This is a genomic window from Pseudomonas sp. AD21 (genome assembly GCF_002878485.1).
Classification (GTDB): Bacteria; Pseudomonadota; Gammaproteobacteria; order Pseudomonadales; family Pseudomonadaceae; genus Aquipseudomonas.
The window spans coordinates 14,117-33,701 of sequence record NZ_NQYG01000010.1 but is presented as its reverse complement, the minus strand read 5'-3'; the positions used below and the strand labels follow the sequence as shown (position 1 = coordinate 33,701).

Annotated in this window: 16 protein-coding genes; 5 read left to right on the top strand and 11 right to left on the bottom strand. The window is 61.6% G+C overall.

Features of this window, described 5'->3' with window-relative positions:
• Positions 1-7: 7 nt before the first annotated feature.
• The 9 genes from PseAD21_RS08700 to PseAD21_RS08660 all read right to left on the bottom strand — a co-directional run bounded on the left by PseAD21_RS08700 (position 8) and on the right by PseAD21_RS08660 (position 12,624).
• The gene (locus PseAD21_RS08700; protein WP_102355334.1) at positions 8-1,030 is read right to left on the bottom strand and encodes an ABC transporter permease; all 1,023 of its coding nucleotides are present in this window, start codon (positions 1,028-1,030) and stop codon (positions 8-10) included.
• Complete coding sequence (locus PseAD21_RS08695; protein WP_102355333.1) at positions 1,030-2,094, bottom strand: microcin C ABC transporter permease YejB; 1,065 nt, start codon at positions 2,092-2,094, stop codon at positions 1,030-1,032. The genes PseAD21_RS08700 and PseAD21_RS08695 overlap by 1 nt, the downstream gene beginning before the upstream one ends.
• Entirely contained in the window at positions 2,081-3,931 is a 1,851-nt protein-coding gene (locus PseAD21_RS08690; protein WP_102355332.1) for an extracellular solute-binding protein, read from the bottom strand. Before PseAD21_RS08690 ends, PseAD21_RS08695 begins: the two co-directional genes overlap by 14 nt.
• Positions 3,932-4,152: 221 nt before the next feature.
• Positions 4,153-6,795 (bottom strand): TonB-dependent receptor, encoded by a 2,643-nt coding sequence (locus PseAD21_RS08685; RefSeq protein WP_102355331.1) that lies wholly within the window; start codon positions 6,793-6,795, stop codon positions 4,153-4,155.
• A gap of 117 nt (positions 6,796-6,912) precedes the next feature.
• Positions 6,913-7,416 (bottom strand): RES family NAD+ phosphorylase, encoded by a 504-nt coding sequence (locus PseAD21_RS08680; protein WP_102355330.1) that lies wholly within the window; start codon positions 7,414-7,416, stop codon positions 6,913-6,915.
• On the bottom strand, positions 7,413-7,889 hold the full coding sequence (locus PseAD21_RS08675; RefSeq protein ID WP_178082109.1) for an MbcA/ParS/Xre antitoxin family protein: 477 nt from the start codon (positions 7,887-7,889) through the stop codon (positions 7,413-7,415). The genes PseAD21_RS08680 and PseAD21_RS08675 overlap by 4 nt, the downstream gene beginning before the upstream one ends.
• Before the next feature lie 269 nt (positions 7,890-8,158).
• A complete protein-coding gene (locus PseAD21_RS08670) occupies positions 8,159-11,080 on the bottom strand; it encodes a TonB-dependent receptor (RefSeq protein ID WP_102355329.1) in 2,922 nt (973 codons plus the stop codon).
• Positions 11,081-11,170: 90 nt separating this feature from the next.
• Entirely contained in the window at positions 11,171-12,118 is a 948-nt protein-coding gene (locus PseAD21_RS08665; protein ID WP_102355328.1) for a FecR domain-containing protein, read from the bottom strand.
• Complete coding sequence (locus tag PseAD21_RS08660) at positions 12,115-12,624, bottom strand: sigma-70 family RNA polymerase sigma factor (RefSeq protein ID WP_102355327.1); 510 nt, start codon at positions 12,622-12,624, stop codon at positions 12,115-12,117. Before PseAD21_RS08660 ends, PseAD21_RS08665 begins: the two co-directional genes overlap by 4 nt.
• A gap of 296 nt (positions 12,625-12,920) precedes the next feature.
• Here PseAD21_RS08660 and PseAD21_RS08655 point away from each other — a divergent pair, with 296 nt between their 5' ends.
• The 4 genes from PseAD21_RS08655 to PseAD21_RS08640 all read left to right on the top strand — a co-directional run bounded on the left by PseAD21_RS08655 (position 12,921) and on the right by PseAD21_RS08640 (position 18,137).
• Positions 12,921-14,639 carry a hydrogenase maturation protein gene (locus PseAD21_RS08655; RefSeq protein WP_102355326.1) on the top strand — a complete coding sequence of 573 codons (1,719 nt, stop codon included), beginning with the start codon at positions 12,921-12,923 and terminating at the stop codon, positions 14,637-14,639.
• A 310-nt stretch (positions 14,640-14,949) separates the two neighbouring features.
• Complete coding sequence (locus PseAD21_RS08650; RefSeq protein ID WP_102355417.1) at positions 14,950-15,813, top strand: LysR family transcriptional regulator; 864 nt, start codon at positions 14,950-14,952, stop codon at positions 15,811-15,813.
• Between the two features lie 111 nt (positions 15,814-15,924).
• The gene (locus PseAD21_RS08645) at positions 15,925-17,070 is read left to right on the top strand and encodes an SRPBCC family protein (protein WP_102355325.1); all 1,146 of its coding nucleotides are present in this window, start codon (positions 15,925-15,927) and stop codon (positions 17,068-17,070) included.
• Entirely contained in the window at positions 17,067-18,137 is a 1,071-nt protein-coding gene (locus PseAD21_RS08640; RefSeq protein WP_102355324.1) for an SMP-30/gluconolactonase/LRE family protein, read from the top strand. Before PseAD21_RS08645 ends, PseAD21_RS08640 begins: the two co-directional genes overlap by 4 nt.
• A gap of 151 nt (positions 18,138-18,288) precedes the next feature.
• Here the strand turns inward: PseAD21_RS08640 and PseAD21_RS29745 are convergent, their stop codons facing one another.
• Both PseAD21_RS29745 and PseAD21_RS08630 read right to left on the bottom strand, forming a co-directional pair.
• Entirely contained in the window at positions 18,289-18,453 is a 165-nt protein-coding gene (locus tag PseAD21_RS29745; protein WP_178082108.1) for a hypothetical protein, read from the bottom strand.
• Positions 18,454-18,562: 109 nt separating this feature from the next.
• Positions 18,563-18,805, bottom strand: coding sequence for a YdcH family protein (locus PseAD21_RS08630; RefSeq protein ID WP_003225561.1), 243 nt, complete (start codon positions 18,803-18,805; stop codon positions 18,563-18,565).
• A 204-nt stretch (positions 18,806-19,009) separates the two neighbouring features.
• Between PseAD21_RS08630 and PseAD21_RS08625 the strand changes: the two genes are divergently transcribed.
• Complete coding sequence (locus tag PseAD21_RS08625) at positions 19,010-19,531, top strand: DUF4142 domain-containing protein (protein ID WP_102355322.1); 522 nt, start codon at positions 19,010-19,012, stop codon at positions 19,529-19,531.
• The last annotated feature ends 54 nt before the right edge of the window (positions 19,532-19,585 follow it).

Here is a 19,585-nt window from a genome sequence, read left to right as displayed (position 1 = left end):
CCTCGGCTCAAGAGCGCGGATCAAAAGCATCTCGGCAGGCTTCACCGATAAACACCAACAGAGAAAGAATCAGCGCCAACGTAAAAAACGCAGTCAGCCCCAACCACGGCGCTTGCAGATTGCTTTTACCCTGGCCGATCAGTTCGCCCAGCGAAGCGCTGCCGGCAGGCATGCCGAAACCGAGGAAATCCAGCGCCGACAGCGTGGCAATCGCCCCGGTGAGAATGAACGGCAGATACGTCAGGGTCGCGCTCATCGCATTGGGCAGGATGTGCCGGCTGATCACCTGCGCATCGCCAACCCCCAGCGCCCGCGCCGCTTTGACGTATTCAAGGCCACGGCTGCGCAGGAACTCGGCGCGCACCACGTCGACCAGGCTCAGCCAGGAAAACAGCGCCATGATCCCTAGCAGCCACCAGAAATTCGGCTCGACGAACCCGGACAGGATGATCAACAGGTACAACACCGGTAGCCCCGACCACACCTCCAGCAGCCGCTGCCCGAGCAGATCGACCCAGCCGCCGTAATAACCCTGCAAGGCACCCGCGGCGATGCCGATCAGCGCGCTCGCGGTGGTCAATGCCAGGGCGAACAGCAATGACACCCGCGTCCCGAAGATCACCCGCGCCAGTACATCCCGCGCCTGATCGTCAGTGCCCAGCCAGTTCTCGCCGCTCGGTGGACTCGGTGCCGGCTCCGTCAGGTCGTAATTGACCGTATCAAAACCGAACGCAATCGGTGCAAACCACAGACGCCCGCCCTGCCCCTCGATAAGCTGCCGCACCTGCGCACTGCGATAGTCAGGCTGAAACGGCAGCTCACCGCCAAAATCCTGCTCGGTGTAGCGCTTGAACGCCGGGAAATACCATTGGTCCTGATACTCGACCAGCAGCGGCTTGTCATTGGCGATCAATTCACCGCCCAGGCTCAGGCCGAACAGCAGCAGAAACAGCCACAACGACCACCAGCCACGCCGATGCGCCTTGAAGCGCGCCCAGCGGCGCTGTCCGATGGGAGATAAGGTCAGCATCAGGCAGTCCTCGCGGTGAAGTCGATGCGCGGATCGACCAGCGTGTAACACAGGTCGCCGAGCAGTTTTATCAGCAGGCCGAACAGGGTGAAGATGAACAGCGAACCGAACACCACCGGATAATCACGCGACACCGCCGCTTCGTAGCTCAGGCGGCCGAGGCCATCCAGCGAGAAGATCACTTCGATCAGCAGCGAACCGCCGAAAAACACCGTCACCAGCGCCTGAGGAAGACCGGCAACCACCAGCAGCATCGCGTTGCGGAACACGTGGCCGTACAACACCTGACGTTCACTCAGGCCCTTGGCCCGTGCCGTCACCACGTACAGCCGCGAGATCTCGTTGAGAAAGCTGTTTTTGGTGAGGATCGTCAGCGTGGCGAATCCGCCGATGACCAGCGCGGTGACCGGCAACACCAGATGCCAGAAGTAGTCCGCGACCTTGGCCCACAGCGACAACTCGGCGAAGTTGTCCGAGACCAGTCCGCGCACCGGAAACCAGTCCAGCGCACTGCCGCCGGCAAACACGATGATCAGCAGCAGCGCAAACAGAAACCCCGGCATCGCATAGCCGATGATGATCGCCACGCTGCTCCAGACATCGAACGCCGAGCCGTTGTGCACCGCTTTGCGAATGCCCAGCGGAATCGACACCAGATAAGTGATCAATGTCGCCCACAAGCCCAGCGACAAGGTCACCGGCAGCTTCTGCCAGATCAGTTCGGTGACACTGGCACCCCGGAAAAAACTCTGGCCGAAGTCCAGCCGCGCGTAGCTTTTGAGCATCAGCCACAGGCGTTCACCGGCGGGGTTGTCGAAGCCGTACTGGCGCTCGATGTCAGCCACCAGTTTCGGATCGAGGCCACGGGTGGCGCGGGATTCGCCACCCATGGTTTCCACATGACCACCGCCCACCGCCGCGCCGACGCCGATGCCCTGCAAGCGCGCAATCGCCTGTTCCACCGGGCCACCCGGCGCGGCCTGCACGATGACGAAATTGACCAACAGAATGGCGAGCAAGGTCGGCACGATCAGCAGCAGACGCCGCAGACTATAACCCCACATGGGCGTACTCCTTTTGCTGTTGCTGCAGCTGCGTGGAGGTCAGCGCGGTCGGGCTGATTTCCCACCAAGTGTCGAGCCCGGCGTCGTACAGCGGCGCCGTCGCCGGGCGGCCGAAACGGTTCCACCATACCGTGGAAATCCCCGGCGGGTAGTAGTTGGGAATCCAGTAATAACCCCACTGCAACACCCGATCCAAAGCGTGGGCATGACGCAACAGGCTGTCGCGGTTGTCGGCCTGCACCAGCCCTTCAAGCAACGCATCGACAGCCGGATCGCGCAGCACCATGTAGTTGTTGGAGCCGGGATCGTCCGCCCCGTCGGCGCCGAAGTAATTGAACATCTCGCGCCCTGGCGCCTGGCTCACCGGATAGCCGACCACGATCATGTCGTAGTCACGATTGCGCACGCGGTTGGTGTATTGCGCGGTGTCGACCTGACGGATATCGAAACCGATGCCGATCTGTGCCAGGTTGCGCTTGAACGGCAACAGCAAGCGTTCGAAGCCCTTCTGGCCGTTGAGAAAGGTGAACTGCAGCGGCTCGCCACTGGCGTTCACCAACTGATCGCCATAAGGTTTCCAGCCGGCGGCCTCCAGCAATTTCAACGCTTGCAACTGCTCGGCGCGGATGTTGCCGCTGCCGTCGGTTTTCGGTGCTTCGAACACCCGGGTGAAGACCTCGTCAGGAATCTTGCCGCGCCACGGTTCGAGGATTTCCAGTTCCTCGGCATCCGGCAACTCAGTGGCCGCCAACGCACTGTGCGAGAAGTAACTGCGCTGGCGCAGGTACATGCTGCGCATCATCTGCCGATTGCTCCACTCGAAGTCCCAGAGCATGGCGATGGCCTGACGCACCCGGCGATCCTGAAACAGCGGTTTCTGCAGATTGAACACGAAACCTTGCGAACCTTGCGCGGCGCCGGGCGCGAGATGTTCACGAAGCAATTTGCCCTGCTCCAGCGCCGCCCCCGCATAGCCGATGGTGTAGCTGGTCGCGGAAAACTCGCGGTTGTAGTCGAAGCCGCCAGCCTTGAGCACTTGCCTGGAAACATCGGTGTCGGCAAAGAACTCCACGCTCAAGTGATCGAAGTTGTACAGCCCGCGAGTGATCGGCAGGTCCTTGGCCCACCAGTCGGCGACGCGCTGAAACTTCACACTGCGTCCGGCGTCCACCGCGCTGATACGGTACGGGCCACTGCCCGGCGGGATCTCGAAACCGGCGCCCTCGGCGAAGTTGCGCGTGCGCCACCAGTGTTCGGGCAGCACTGGAAGCGTCGCCAGATCCAGCGGCAAGGTGCGGCTGTCGTTGTTCTTGAAGTTGAAGCGCACTTGCGTCGGCGACTCCACCACGACTTCGGCGACATCGCGAAACTGTTGGCGGTATTTGAGACTGCCCTGGGTGGTGAACAGCTCGAAGGTGTAGCGCACGTCTTCGGCGGTGATCGGCGTGCCATCGTCAAACCTGGCCTTGGGATTGAGGTAGAAACGCAGCCAGCGGCGATCTGCATCCAGCTCCATCTGCTGAGCCACCAGGCCGTAGACACTGTAGGGCTCGTCCTTGCTGCGATAAGCCAGCGGCGCGTAGAGCCAGCCGTCGACATCGGCCACGCCGGTACCTTTGTCGATGTAGGGAATCAGGTGATCGAACGGGCCGCTTTCCAGCGAGGAGCGGCGCAGGGTGCCACCCTTCGGGGCGTTGGGGTTGGCGTAGGCCAGGTGCTGGAAGTCCGGGGCGTATTTGGGAGCCTCGCCGTAGACCGTCAGCGCTGGTTGCGGGGCGGCCCAACTGAATGAGGTTAAAAGCGCAACGGCACTGAATAAAATGAGTCTGGAGAACATGGGCAGATCCTTTTACGCGGTGCTGCGACTGGCCTCTTCGCGAGCAGGCTCGCTCCCACATGGAGGGCGGGCTCATCGCAAATCCCCTGAGGGAGCTTGCTCGCGAAGAGGCCAGTACAGTCACCACACATCCTGCCTACCTGTGATGTGCAACAGGCCGGCGACTTTTATAGGGCGGGCTTAGATCAATAAGTGACTAAAACCCGCCCACACTGGGCAAGTCAGAACTTGTAGCTGACCCGCGTGTACAGCGTCCGGCCAAACGGATCGCCGTATTTCGGGTCGTAGCCGCTCTGGAAGGTGTAGGTCTGGTTGCTGAACGGCGGCTCGCGGTCGAACAGGTTCTTCGCGCCGAGGGTTACGCTGAGGGTTTTGCGCCAGGTATAGGTGCCGGCCAGATCCCAGACGTTGTACGAGCCAACGTAATCGTGGGTCTCGCGGTCGGAGTCGTGGTAGCCGCTGGTGTAGCGGTTGGTCAGGGCGACGCCGTAGGGGCCGTAGTTCCAGCTGCCGGTCAGGCTGTGACGCCAGCGGGCCACGGCGCCGGCCGAAGCAAAGTCGCCGCCACGGAAATCGCCAAGCTTGTCGATGTAGTCGCCCTTGAGCTGCTGCTGGTACTCGTAACGGCTGACGTACGTGCCTTGCAGGCCAATGCCGAAGTTACCGTACGGGGTGCTCGGCAACCGGTAATCGAAGCTGACGTCGACGCCGTTGGTCTTGATCTTGCCGAGGTTGGCGAGGCCCGTAACGATGTGATCGATGGAGCCGTCAGGCTTGCGGATCAGGCGATCCGGGTACAGCTCCGGGTTCTCGAACACCGCTGACTCCGGGAACTCGGCGATCTGGTTGGCAATGTTGATCCACCAGAAATCCAGCCCGGTGCTCAGGCGCTCGAACGGCTGATAGACGAAACCGAGGGTGACGTTGCGCGCGGTTTCCGGGCTGAGGTCAGTGTTGCCGCCGGTGCGGCTGTAGAACTGCTGGGCGCAGTCGCGGTTGGCGATCCCGCCGTTGCTCGGGTTGCCACCGGCGCACAGCCGTGGATCGTTGTAGTTGGCGACAGTGAACGTGGTGAAGTTGGGGTTATACAACTCGTACAGCGAAGGCGCACGGAAACCCTCACTGTAGGCGCCACGCACCACCAGCTCCTTGAACGGCTGGAAGCGGAACGAATATTTCGGGTTGGTGGTGCTGCCGAAGTCGCTGTACTTGTCATGCCGCACGGCGGCGGACAGTTCGAGGCTGTCGAGCACCGGCACGTTGACCTCGGCGTACTGCGCCGAAACGCTGCGATCACCGGCAACGCTGGCATTCGGATCGACACCCAGGCTTTGCACATCGGCGGCGAACTGCGCGAAGCCCTGATGGAAATCCTCCTTGCGATACTCGCCGCCCAGTGCCAGTGCCGAAGGGCCGGCACCGAACCAGTCGCCAATCTCGCGGCTGACACGTCCGTCAATCGCCTTGACCCGCCCGACCGCCGTCGAGTAATCGCCATCCACCGCGTTGGCTGCCAGCAACGCCTGCCCGGCAGCAGTCTGGGCGCCAAACGGATTGATGATACCGTTGGCAATACCGGCGCTCACGGCGCGGTCGTTGACGTAGCCAGCCTCGATGGCATTGACCACTTTGTTCTGGTTGTACGACGCACCGACGTTGTAATCCCAGCCGACCACGCTGCCGTCGAAACTCAACAGCAAACGCTGGCCGGTGTTGTCGTCTTCATGCTGACGAGCGCCGACTGCGGTTTCGCGCCAGTTCACATCCACCGGTTGTGTCGGGTCGAGGGCGAAACCGTTGGGGCCCGGGGTAATGCCGTTGCCGGGATAGAACGTCGTGCCGGGGCTGATCTGGTTGCCCATCAGCGTGCCGGGGCCGATCTGCGTGCGGTTTTCGTTGCGTGCCCAAAAGTATTCGAGGCTGACGTTGTGGTCGTCCGAGAGCTTGCCGGTGGCTTTGGCGAACGCCGAGGTCTTCTCGGTTTCCGGCACCAGATCGAGGTAGTTCCACAGGCTCTGGCGGCAGATACCATTGCGTGCCAGCAGACCCGGGGCGTTGCAACCTGAACCGGCCAATGGGTTGGTAGCGTTGCTGCCCTGACTCCAGTTGGCCGGCGATGCGGTGCCGGAGGTGTAATCGAGACCGCGTCCGGGCTGGTAGTTGTAGCTGTAGCCACGATCTTCGGCGGCCAGGCGTTGCTGCTTGTCATGACTGACCACGCCAAACACGTTGAAACGGTCATCCTGCAAATCGCCGAAGCCCCAGCTGCCGCTGAAGTTGCGACTTTCACCACCGCCGGCATGGGTCGGCGTGTCGTAGTTGGTGCTGAGTTGGCCTTCGGTGAGGCTGGTCTTGGTGATGAAGTTGATCCCCCCGCCGATCGCATCGGTGCCGTACAACGCCGAAGCGCCGTCACGCAGGACTTCGACGCGATCAATGGCGGCGAACGGAATGGTGTTCAGGTCAACCCCGGAGCCATTGATCGCATTGGTCGCGTTGTTACTCAGCCGCCGGCCATTGAGCAGTACCAGCGTCTTGTTCGGGCCGATACCGCGCAAATCGGCATACGACGCCCCGCCGCTGCTCGACCCCACCGAGCGGCCGGAACCGACCGAAGACTGATTGGCGGAAATCCGGCTGACCAGTTCTTCGGTGGTGCTCACCCCCTGCTCGCGCAGTTCTTCAACTCGCAGAATGGTGACCGGTACTGCAGTTTCCGCATCGACCCGACGAATCGCCGTACCGGTGACTTCCACCCGTTGCAACTGGGTCGTGGGTTCGTCGGCAGCGACTGCCGGCAAGGTATTGATCGCCAGCAGCAAAGCCAGGCTCAAACGGGATCTAACGGGTGAAAACTGAATCATGAACAGCCATCCCTGCGTTTTGGTTTATGCAGGGATGTGCAATGGACAGCGGCGTTTTATAGAGCCCGATTTAGACCATTGGGTGATGAGGTTATGCAAAAAAATGGCACGTGTGGATCAAGCCAGCTCCATCTCCCTCAGCAATCTTGTATCCAGCCCAAACCGCTCCTGGGAAACCATCCTGAACTGCCCCTCCGCCAATTCGCAGCTTACCAGCAGATTCCACGAGTGCCGGGTTGCCGCCGAGGGGATCAGTACAAACGGATGCTCAGCCAATAACGCATCGGCGAACAGTTGTTGATTGGGGGATGGCTTGGCGGGGCTCAACCAATAAGGATTCGGCACATCCTCCGGCTGCACGATTTTCACTTTTGCTTCGCTGACGACTTCAAAACACGTGAGCACATAAGGTTCACTGTCCAGCGCATCAAAGCTGTGATGCGCTGCCACCTCCAGAATGGCCGAGGACGGATCGACTGATGCATAAACGACTCGCCGCCCGGGTATGTTCCATCGGCCACCATTGAGATTTGAACCCATCCCGCTGTCCCACGTCCCTCCGTAAACCTCGGCGTCCAGCCGCCAGGCATACCAGTGATCGTCCCAGGGCAAGGGATTCATGTGTAAACCCCGTATATCAGTTGCCCCAGATACTGCTCCACCATCTGAAACCCCAGTGAATGCCGGATCAACTCCACCGGTACGCGTCCGTTCAGGTAGGTGCTGGGTTTGCGCAGCCACTCCTCGGCCCGTGACTGCCTCCCGAAGGCGCGAGTGGCCTTTTCCAGCACCAACGCATATTGGTAGGCGACAACGCTCTGCTGCGGGTCAAGCCGTACCGTTTTACCTTCCTTCAGTAATCGCCGTACGGTGCTGACCGACTTGCCGGTGATGCGTTTGACCATGTCGCCTTGCAGATAAAGCTCAGACGTTGAAAGCATGTTGACGACATCGTTCAGCTCAAAACCTTCGTCGGTCAGGTCAACAATCAGAAAGGCGTCGTCGCCTATGTTCTGGCCATGGACGAGCAAGTCGACAGGTCTGCCCTCGGCCCTCTTCACCCCCGTCAGCCGGGGTACCTTGACGCTGGGCATCGTGACCTCCTCCATGGGGCATCTGGCACGATCGGTGCGCCAGTGAAGGCGATGGGAATAAGCAGGCGTTTCGTATTCGAGGTGGGGAGTTCGCATAATCCATCCGTTATCAGAGGCCTGAACGTCCAAGCCGTTTGCGACTTCAATGTCATGTCCGATGCTATAGATCACGCTTCCGACGACCAACCTGAGAATGTCGTCGGAAATATCCCCGTTTCTGCGAAATCCCGACCTGTTTCCGTAGGACATTACCCACGAATACCGCGCGCTCAACTGCCGAAGTGATAACTCACATCCAGCCACCACTGCCGCCCGTACGGGTCGTAGTTACCGGTCGGGTAATACGGCCAGCCAGCCGAGTCATCGTGTTTGATCTGGTTGAGCACGTTGTTCACGGTCAGCCCGACGCTGGCGCGGTCATTGAGTTTGTATCGCGCACTGGCGTTGAACACCGTCCACGGCGACAGGCGCCCGTCACCCGCGCCGTTGGTCACCGACCCATAGCGAATGCCCATCAGCGTCGCCGTGGCCTTCTGGTAATCCCAAGTCAGACTGGCGTTGACCTTGCTGCGCCAGTCGTAATTGGTTTGCGAAGTGCGCCAGTCCTGAGTCGGAGCCTCGTCCGACTCCTTGTAGAAATGCGACAGCACCAGGGTGTAGCCCAGCGCCGAGCTGAACGCGCCGTACTGGCCGGCGCCCCAGCGGATGTTGCTTTTGAAGTCCAGACCGCTGACCCGCTCGCTGGCGGCGTTGATCGCGTTGACTCGCACCCGTTGCAACTGATTCGGATCGATGGCGGCAGTGCCCGGGTTGCGATCAATGCGCGCCAGGGTCGACTGGCAGTTGGCCGAGTTGATGTCCTGCGTACCGTTGCGGCATTCGTTCTCTTGCTGCAACAGGCGGTTTTCGTCGACGGTGGTCAGCAGGTCGTCGATCTCTACACGCCAGAAATCGGTGGAGAAATCGAAATTGCGTGACGGCGACCAGACAAAACCGTAGGTCCAGGATTTACCGCGCTCGGACTCAAGGTTTGGCGTGCCGCTCTGGGTGTAATCGACCCGCCCGCGATCACACGCGCCCTGCACGCCCTGGCTGCAACCGTAGTAGTCGATCTGCGCCGGGTAATAGCCGTTGCTGTCGGACTGGTAGATGTAGTTCAGGTCCGGCGCACGGAAACTGGTGCCATAGCTGCCGCGCAGCAACAGGCTGCTGATCGGGCGCCATTCCAGCCCGAGGTTGTAGGTCTTCTGCTGTTCGGAACGATCGCTGAATTTGTACTGGTCCCAGCGCCCCGCCACTGTTGCCAGCACGGTGTCGGTGACCGGAATGCTGAACTCGCCACCGGCGGCATAACGCTTGCGCGAACCACCGGAGCTTTGCGCCGGGCTGACGCCGTAGAAAGTGCCGTCATTCAGGCCGTCATCCGGGTCGACGCGGTATTCCTGCTTGCCCGCCTCCAGCACGCCGGCGAATCCCACCGGGCCGGCCGGCAAGTCAAACAGATCGCCATTGATCGAAGCGTTGTAGCTGGTCGAGACCGACTTGCTGCGCTGGGTCAGGTTGCTGCGAAACTGCTGCCATTCCTGCGGCGTCAGCGGTCGGTCGAGGCGCGACGTATCGGGAGCGAACACCGGGTAGCCGTCACGCGTACCCAGTTGCGGGCCGAGGTAGAAATCCTGAATCGAGGACAGCGGCGTGTAGCGTGTGGTCCTGACGCTGCGGTATTCCGAGCGGTTGGCCGCCAGATCGTAGCTCCAGCCGGTGTCGGCGATCTTGTCCGAGAGGCCGAGGGTGCCGGTCCATGAGGTGTCGGTCCACTTGCTGTTGTTGCTGGTGCGACCGCCGATTTCCTCTTCACCGTAACGGCGGTACCAGCGCTCCAGATTACCGCTGTTCTGGTTGATGAAATCCGGCGAGGTGAACGTCGGGCCACGGGTGTTGTTCTGGATGTGGTCGAGACCATACATCAAGTCGGCAAACACCTGACCGCTGTCGCTGAAATGCCAGGTGCCACGGGTGTAGCCGTCGTAGTTTTCCTTTTGCGTCTGGATGGTCCAGTAATCGTTGTACATCTGATCGGTGCGGCAGCGGCCACCGTTGTTGAGCAGTTTGTTATCGAAGGTGCCTTGATAGGCGCCGCAGCCGGGGCCCAGGTAGCGGTTGTTGCTCAGGTCGCGGCGGTAACCGACGTCCGCCAGCGGCCCGCTCTGCATGAAGCCACGGTCGTCGGCCCAGATCGGATCGCGATTGGTCAGCTCCACGCCGAACAGACCGTCGAAGTCGCCCCAACTGCCACCGCCGCTGATTTGCAGGCGCTGGTTGTCACCCCCGCCGCGCTCGCTGGTGCCGCCCTTGAGATTGACGTCGACGCCATTGATCTGCTTCTTGAGGATGATGTTGACCACCCCGGCAATCGCGTCCGAACCGTAGATCGCCGAGGCGCCGCTGCTGAGGATTTCAATCCGCTCGATGACCGCCGAGGGAATGTTCGCCAGGTTGGTGAAGTTGACCTTGCCGTCGTATGGCGTCGGGTAATCGGCGACGCGTCGACCGTTGATCAACACCAGTGTGTGGTTGGGGCCGAGGCCGCGCAGGTTGATCGCGCTGGCCGCCGGTTGCCAGGTGTTGCCGTAGTCCTCGCCCTGGGTCATTCCGGTGTTTTGCGTTTGTGTGGCCAAGGCGTCGTAAACGTTCTTGTAGCCGCGCGCTTCCATCTCTTCGTGGGTGATGACGTTGACCGGGGTCGCGCCATCGCTCTGCGCGCGGGCGATGCGCGAGCCGGTGACGGTGACTTTTTCCATGCGGTAATCGGCGCTGGTGGCCGGTGCCACGGCGCTGACTTTTGCCGCCAGCGGCGTGCTCGCCTCGCCTTCGCGCACGCTCAGGCCCTGAGCGCTTTGCTCGACTTGCAGGCCGCTGCCGAGCAGCGCCTTCTCCACCGCCTGACGCCCGCCCAACGCACCGCGTACCGCACTGCTGCGCTTGCCTTGCACCAGGTTCTGGCTGAAGGAAATCGGTACGCCGGTCTGGCGCGAGATGTCCAGCAGCACCTCATCGAGTGGCCCGCTGGCAATGTCGAAGGTGTATACCTGAGCGACCGAATCCTGCGCATGAACCGCGATCGGCCCAAGCCCCAGCGCCAGGGCGGCGGCGAGGGTCAAGCGAGGTAATTGTTGTTTGAATGAAATCATCGAGGGCTTCCCTGTTGAAGGCGTCTGCAGGGAATGAGCAGCGGGCCGGCGCTTTTTATAGGGCGGCGATTAGGCCAAGAAGTTATGAGGCTATAACCGCGCGCCGATGCTGACCCAGTACGGGTTGTGCCAGGTGACGCGGATCGGCAGCGAACGCTCCAGCAGTTGCAGCGTGCGGTCACTGTCATCGAGCGGATAGAGACCGCTCAGGCGCAAGTCGGCCACCTCGGGACTCAGGTGCAGGATGCCCCGGCGATAGCGACGCAGGCTGTCGATCACTTCGCTCAGCGGCCGGTCGTGCACTTCCAGGCGACCTTGCACCCAGGCGCTTTCCTGACCGTTGCTGCGCTGCAGAGCCAGAATGTCCTGCGCGTTGAACGCCAGACTCTCCCCCGCCTCCACCACTTGCCGCGCACCGCCGGCCGTGACCACTTCGACCTGCGAATGCAGCATCACCAAGCGGGTAAAATCGTCGTTCTGCTGCACCAGAAATCGGGTCCCGAGGGCACGCATCCGGCCGTGCTCGGTCTCGACCATAAACGGTCGCGCGCGGTCCTTGGCCACGTCGACCAGCAACTCGCCGCTGCGCAACGCCAACAGGCGCTGCAGCGGATCAAACTGCGCCACCACCCGCGTCCGCGCATTCAGACTCAGCGCACTGCCATCCTCCAGGGTGAAATCGCGCCGCTCGCCGATGCCGGTTGCCAGCTCCCCGGCCTCCGGCAGCCAGCCGTAGCGGCGCCCGAGTAACCCGGCCAGCACAGCGATACCGAGCACACTCAGGCTGCCGCTGAGAAAACGCCGTCGACTCGATGGTGCATTCAGGCTGTGCAGCAGGCTGTTGCGCGGTAGCCCGCGCAGGGTTGGATGACGCAGCAGGTTCAGGCCGCCGCCCATTTGTTCGATGATCCGCTGGTGCCGTGGGTCAGCCGCTCGCCATGCCTCGAACGCCGCACGCTCGCCGCTACTGGCTTCGCCGGACTGCAACAGCGCCATCCACTGCGCGGCCTCATCGATCACCGCTTCGTCCGGCCTCATGCCTGCATCGCCTGATAGCAGCGCTTGAACGCCTCGACCATGTATTGCTGCACGCGGCTGGTAGAGACGCCGAGTTGTGTGCCGATTTCGCTGTAGGTCAAACCGTCCAGTTGATGGTAGAGAAACGCGGCCTTGGCCTTGGCCGACAAACCGTTGAGCAAGCGATCGACCGCCAGCAGCGCCTCGATCACCAGCGCCCGCTCTTCCGGCGATGGATGCACCGGTTCCGGCGCCAGCGCCAGGCTTTCCAGATAGGCGCGTTCCAGATCCTGGCGGCGCCAGCCTTCATAAACCAGCCGCCGAGCGATGGTGGTCAGCAGCGCCCTTGGTTCGCGAATCGCGCTCGGGTCCGGCAGGGCCAATACCCGTAGAAAGGTTTCCGAGGCGATGTCCTGTGCACTGTGTGGGCAACCCAGCGTGCGGCCAACGGCAGCGCACAGCCAGCGATAGTCCTTTTGGAACATTTGCCCAATCATCCGGTAATGCGGGTTTTGAAACTCCCCCATGCCTTGCTCCCTGAAACGGGTCCCACCCGCTGCGAAAAACTACCATTCTGCCGGGATCGTCCGGCTCCAGATCAGATGGCGACTGTGCAATAGCGCTGCAGACATTTGAAGTAATTAAAAATCAGGATAAACAAACTATTGAGAATAAGCCGCTCTGTCGGCGCAGAAATATTGACTGACACAACGTTGACCCCGGTCAGTTGCCCGCCTTGAAGCACTGACTAATCTGCGCGCTCCATCGAAAGCCAAGGACGGCTCACCGAGAGCCCGCGGCTGCCCCTTCAAGGAAGAAAACCATGCGATCACTGAAGATTATTCTGCTGTCCTCGGCATTCAACGGTCTGACCCAACGCGCCTGGCTGGAACTGCGTCAGGCCGGGCATTCGCCCAGCGTCGTGGTGTTCACCGACGAAGCGTCGGTGTGCGAACAGATCGAACACAGCGGCGCCGATCTGGTGATCTGCCCGTTCCTCAAGGACCGCGTACCTCACGCACTGTGGAGCAATGCCCGACGTCCGGTGGTGATCATCCATCCGGGCATCGTCGGCGATCGTGGCGCCAGCGCGCTGGACTGGGCGATCAGCAACGAGCTGACCCGTTGGGGCGTGACCGCCCTGCAAGCGGTGGAAGAAATGGACGCCGGTCCGGTCTGGGCCACCTGCGAATTCAACCTGCCGTCGGGCTTGCGCAAATCCGAGCTGTACAACGGCCGGGTCAGCGATGCGGCCATTCTCTGCATCCGCGAAGTGGTCGAGAAATTCATTGAAGGCTTTGTTCCGGTCGCGCTGGATTACACCGACCCGAATGTCCGTGGCCGCCTGCAACCGAACATGAAGCAGGACGACCGCACCTTCAGCTGGCACGACTGCTCGCGCTTCATCAAACGCTGCATTGACGCCGCCGACGGCCAGCCGGGTGTGCTGGCGAGCCTGGCCGGCGGGCAGTATTACCTGTACGACGCGCACCTTGATCAGCGCACCGGCATTCCCGGCCAGATCCTCGCGGTGCATGACGACGCCGTGCTGGTCGCGACCGGCGATCAAAGCCTGTGGATCGGCTCGCTGCGGCGCAAACCACTGCCCGGCGAAGAGACCTTCAAGCAACCGGCGCGGCATGTGCTGACCGGGCAATTGGCCGGAGTGCCGACCCTCGACTGGTCGATCGCCAGCCAACCGTTCAACGACGAGGCGTATCAGCCGATCCGCTATCGCGAATCCGGGCATGTCGGGGAGCTGACCTTCGAGTTCTACAACGGCGCGATGAGCACCGAACAATGTCAGCGCATGGTCGAAGCGCTGCGCTGGGCCAAGTCCCGGGACACTCGGGTGCTGTTGATCAAGGGTGGACGCGGCAGTTTTTCCAACGGCGTGCACCTGAACGTGATTCAGGCTGCGCAGGACCCGGGCGCCGAGGCCTGGGCGAATATTCAGGCGATCGATGATGTCTGCGCCGAGCTGCTCAGCGCGCAGCAACTGGTGGTCAGCGGCGTAACCGGCAATGCCGGAGCCGGCGGCGTGATGCTGGGGCTGGCCGCCGACATTGTGTTTGCCCGGGCCGACATCGTGCTCAATCCGCATTACAAGAGCATGGGCCTGTATGGCTCGGAATACTGGACCTACAGCCTGCCCCGCGCGGTCGGCCCGGCGATGGCCGAGCAACTGACTCAGGCTTGTCTGCCGGTCAGCGCCATGCAGGCGCTGCAACTGGGCATGGTCCAGGAAATCGGCCCACGCTGCCCGGATGAGTTCTCGCTGTGGCTGCTGCAACGGGCCAACGCAGCGCTGACCGATCCGACCTATGCCGCCGTGCGTGAGCGCAAGTTGCGGGTCGATCAGGTGCTGATCGAGCAATGCCGTGAAAACGAATTGCAGGAAATGCAGGAAGACATGCTCTACAACCGCCACCAGTTCGCCGAAAAGTGCAGCCACTTCGTCTACAAGCGCAAAGCCTGCGGCACGCCGGCGCGACTGGTGGCGGATTGGGCGCGGGTGCGCAAGACCGAGTTGGCGGGTTGAATGTGTGGTGACCGGGCGGGCCTCTTCGCGGGCAAGCCCGGCTCCCACAGGGTTGTGCATCGTTCGCGAAATTTATGTCCAGCGCCAGGCACTGTGGGAGCCGGGCTTGCCCGCGAAGGTGGTGTGTCGGACACATTGGTTTGACAGGGTGACCGCTATCGCGAGCAGGCTCACTCCTACAGGGTTCTGCATCGTTCGCGAAATCCATGCCCACCGCAGAACCCTGTAGGAGTGAGCCTGCTCGCGATGAACGATGACGCGGTGTCGGGCCGGCACTTACAATGCCCGCACTTCAGACATCGGCCCGCCCATGGACATCGACCTCGCCCGCACCTTTCTGGAAATCGTCCGCCACGGCAGCCTGGCTGCGGCGGCGCAGAAGTTGTTTGTCACGCAAACGGCGATCACCGCCCGGGTGCAGAAACTCGAAAGTCAGCTGGGCAGTACGCTGTTCGTGCGCAACCGCGCGGGCGCGAAGTTGACGGCCAATGGCGAAGCGTTCGTGGTCTACGCCAATCAACTGGTGCAGACCTGGGAGGCGGCGCGGCGTGACCTGCCGCTGTTGGACGGGTATCACAACGTGCTGCACATCGGCGGCGAAGTCAGCCTGTGCAACCCGTTGATGCTCAGTTGGGCCGCACAACTGCGCGAGAAGATCCCCGGTCACGCACTGCGCATGGAAATCCGCGACGGCGAAAACCTGCTGCGCCAACTCGAACTCGGCGTGCTTGATGCCGCGCTGGTCTATCAGCCGGAATACTGGCCCGGCCTGCAAGTCGAGCAGGTGCTGGAAGAAAAACTGATTCTGGTGCGTGCGCCGAACCGCCCGGATCCCTACGTCTACATCGACTGGGGTCCGGATTTCCGTCGTCAGCACGACGCCGCCCTGCCGGACAAAGCCAAGGCGGCGCTGAGCTTCAACCTCGGCCCACTGGCCCTGCAATACATCCTCGAACACGGTGGCAGCGGCTATTTCCGCACCCGCGTAGTGCGCAGCTATCTGGAAAGCGGCGCGCTGGAAACGGTGACCAAAGCCCCGGAATTCGGCTACCCGACCTATCTGGTGTACGCCCGCGAACGCGACTCGGCCACCCTGCAGCAGGCCTTCGATCTGCTGCGTCAGGTGATCGAGACCGATGACGACTGGTCGCAGCGCTGGAACCCGTTGAGCTGATCGGCCGCTTTACACCGGAGCATGGCGCAACTGACCTCAAGGTGCGGCCTGCACAAGCGGCCGGATCGGCTAATCTGCCGGGTATAACAACAATACCCACAGGTGAACGCAGTGAGGCAGACCACCGAGGCATTTCGCAGCCGTTACCGCGCGGCCATCCATCCGCTCTACAACCCGTGGCTGCACGGCGCTTTCGTGCTGCTGTTCGGCGTGCTGGCGATCGGCGCGTTCTGGAACAGCGTGCAGCAGGTACGCGCGCTGGAATGGCTGACCGTGCCGCTGACTCTGTTGTTTTTCAACTTTGGCGTGTACATCGTCCATCGCCATCTCGGCCACCACAAAAAGACTTTCGCCAAGCTGTTTTATGCGCGGCATGCCGGTGACCATCACAGCTTTTTCACCCCCGGACACATGACCTATGACGGCGCCCGCGACTGGCGGGTGATCCTGTTTCCGGCCTGGTTGATCGTCGTGCATACGCTGCTCATCACGCTGCCGCTGTGGTGGCTGTTCGCACAGGTCAACGCCAATGTCGCCGGGCTGTTCGGCGGCTGCATGGTGCTCGGTTATCTGACCTACGAGGTGTTTCACGCCTGCGAGCATCTGCCGCCAGATAATCCGCTGAGCCGTCTGCCGTGGATCCGCCAGATGCGTCATCTGCATGAACTGCATCACCGCCGCGAGCGCATGCAGGAGCGCAATTTCAATATCGTTTTTCCGCTGATGGATTACCTGTTCGGCACTCTGTACTGGGAGCCGCAACCCGCCCCGTTGCGCTATTCGAGACCGCCCATGACCCGCATGCAGCACCAGATCGATATCGCTGGCGAACCGGTCGCCGTGCTTCGTTACGCCGCCAGCGTCCATCACTGGCCCGAATGGCACCCCTCGTCGCTGAAGATCGACGGCCCGCAAGGCCCGCTGCATGCCGGGGCGCGCTTTGAGGAAGACATTCATGCCGGTGGGCGCGCCGGTCACTTGAGCTGGGAAGTCAGCGAGTACCTGCCGGGCCGGCGCTGGTGCGCACGGGCGCGGGGCGATCACGGTTTATCGTTGCTGCTGACCTACGAATGCACCGCCGAAGCCGACGGCACGCGGTTTGTACGCACCCTGGATTATCGGTTCGACGGGTTGGGCATGCGCCTTGCCAATCTGTTGCTGCTGAAACGGCGCATCGAGCGTGAATCGGCCACGTCGATGCAGGCCCTGCGCGACATGGCGCTCAAACACCTGACACTGACGGGGCATCATTCATGAAGCGACTGCTGTTGCTGCTGGTCATCCTCATCATCGCCTTTCTGCTGTTGATGCCAACCAAGGTTCAGCCGGTGGCCTGGAAGCCGCCGCCGGCACCGTCGCTGAGCGAAGGGGTGTACGCCGAAAACCAGCGGCTCAAAGCCATCGAACAGGTTGGCCCCGGCGACATCGACGGCCCGGAAGCACTGCTGCTGGAAGGCGACTTTCTGATTACCGGCCTGCATGACGGGCGGTTGATCCGCACCAGCCTCGACGGCAAGGAACGCAAAGTCCTCAGCGACACCGGCGGCCGGCCCCTGGGCCTGGCGCGGCATCCCAACGGTTTGCTGGTGATTGCCGACGGGGTCAAGGGCCTGCTGTCACTCGACGCTCAAGGCCAACTGATCGCCCTGACCACGGAGGCGAATGGCGTACCGTTCGGCTTCACCGACGATGTGGCCATCGACAAACCCGGGCATTACGCCTATTTCAGCGATGCCAGCAGTCGCTGGGGCTATGGCCATGACGGTGAGGCGATCATCGAGCACGGGGGCGACGGGCGTTTGCTGCGCTACGACTTTCAGACGGGCAAGACCAGCGTGCTGCTGGACAAACTGCAGTTCGCCAACGGCGTGACGCTCGGCCCGGATGACGCCTATGTGCTGGTCAACGAAACCGGCGCCTACCGCATCAGCCGCTACTGGCTGAGCGGCCCCAAGGCAGGCACTCACGACCTGTTCATCGACAACCTGCCAGGCCTGCCGGACAACCTCGCGTTCAATGGCAGCAACCGCTTCTGGGTCGCGCTCTACGCGCCGCGCAGCGCCTTGCTCGATGGCAGCGCCGGGCATCCGCTGGTGCGCAAGATGATCGTGCGGGCACTGACCGTCTTGCCTAAACCGGTGGAGAAGCGCGGGTTTGTGCTGGGACTGGATCTGCAGGGCAAGGTGATCGCCAATCTGCAGGATGCCAGCAGCGGCAATTACTCCCCGATCACCACGGCGCGCGAGTATGGGGACTGGTTGTATTTGGGGTCGTTGAAGGCCACGCACATGGCGCGGTTACCGTTGGCTGCTGCGTTGAAGTGATGCTTGGCAAATGTGGGAGCGAACCTGCTCGCGAAAGCGGTGTGTCAGGCGAAAATGATTTCGACTGTACTGGCCTCTTCGCGAGCAAGTCCGTTCCCACAGTTGAAATGCAATCCCCTGTGGGAGCGGGCTTGCTCGCGAAGGCAATCTGTCAGTTACCCGACCTGTCGAACTTGTCGGGATCTTCGTCTTCAGGAAGATCCTCCTCCGGCTCCTCGGGATGAGTCGAGGTGTGCGCCGGGCTGTTGGGCTCCGGATGCGTCGGAACCGGGTCGAATGCGCCCTGCTCTTCACTGGGGAATCTGGGTTTGTTCATAAGGCACCTCGCAAAGAGTCGCGTAATGAAGACTCTGAACATTCGAGGTGCCATTGGTGACTGTCGTTCCCGTCGCGTCACCACCAAGGGTCGGTGGCGCGACTGACGGTCAGGATCGAGCCTGCAACTGCGCAACGATCTTGTCTTTGACCTGCAAGCGCTTCTCTTTGAGTTTCTTCAGTGTGTCATCACTGGGCGCATCCGAGGTCGCCGTCTCGGCCTTGACTACTTCGGCGTCCGCCTGGGAATACTTGTTGATCAGTGCGTCCAGAAATGGATCCTCGGTGCGTTTTTGCTGGATCTCTTCCTTCGTAAGTTTCAAGTCCTGGTACAGGTCATGGGTCACCGGCATGGAACACCTCCGTCAGTTGATCGGCAGCCGACGCGACCGATTGCGTCAGCCAGTATCAGAATGGCCTTGGTTGAGCCGTTCTGTCGACCACCTGTCAGACCAGCGGTGGCCGTTCGTCGCCCTGTCGTAAACGCGATCAAACCTTTGCCTGCTCCGTTCCCTCCATTGAATAACGTCAACAAAAACCTGTGTGGAGATACACCAATGGACGGATTCAACCTGCGTCATCTCATGTTGGCTGTCGCTTTGAGCAGCGGCATGGGCAGTGCCTTCGCGGCCACCTCGAACAATTTCGTCGACAACGCCGCAGCCGGTGGCATCTCGGAGATCGAGACCAGTCGCCTCGCCCTGGAAAAAAGCCAGTCGGCCGACATCAAGGCATTCGCCAACATGATGATCACCGACCACGGCAAGGCCAACGATGAGCTGGCCGGCATTGCCAAGGCCAATGACATCAAAGTCCCGGACACCACCACCCTGATCAAGCAGGCCAAGGAAAAGATCCTCGACCTGCGCGATGAGTCCTTCGACGCGGCCTACGCCAACAACCAGGTCAAGGCCCACGAAGAGACCATCGAACTGTTCAAGAAAGAAGCCAACACCGTCACCGACGACCAGGTCAAAGGCGCCACGGAGCTGAAAGCCTTTGCGCAGAAAATGCTCCCGGCGCTGGAAAAACACCTGACCGCTGCCAAAGAACTGCAGGCCAAACACCCGAGCAAATAACAGCGCACAAAAGGGTCGCATTCATCAGATGAGTAGACCGCAAAACCCCGTAGG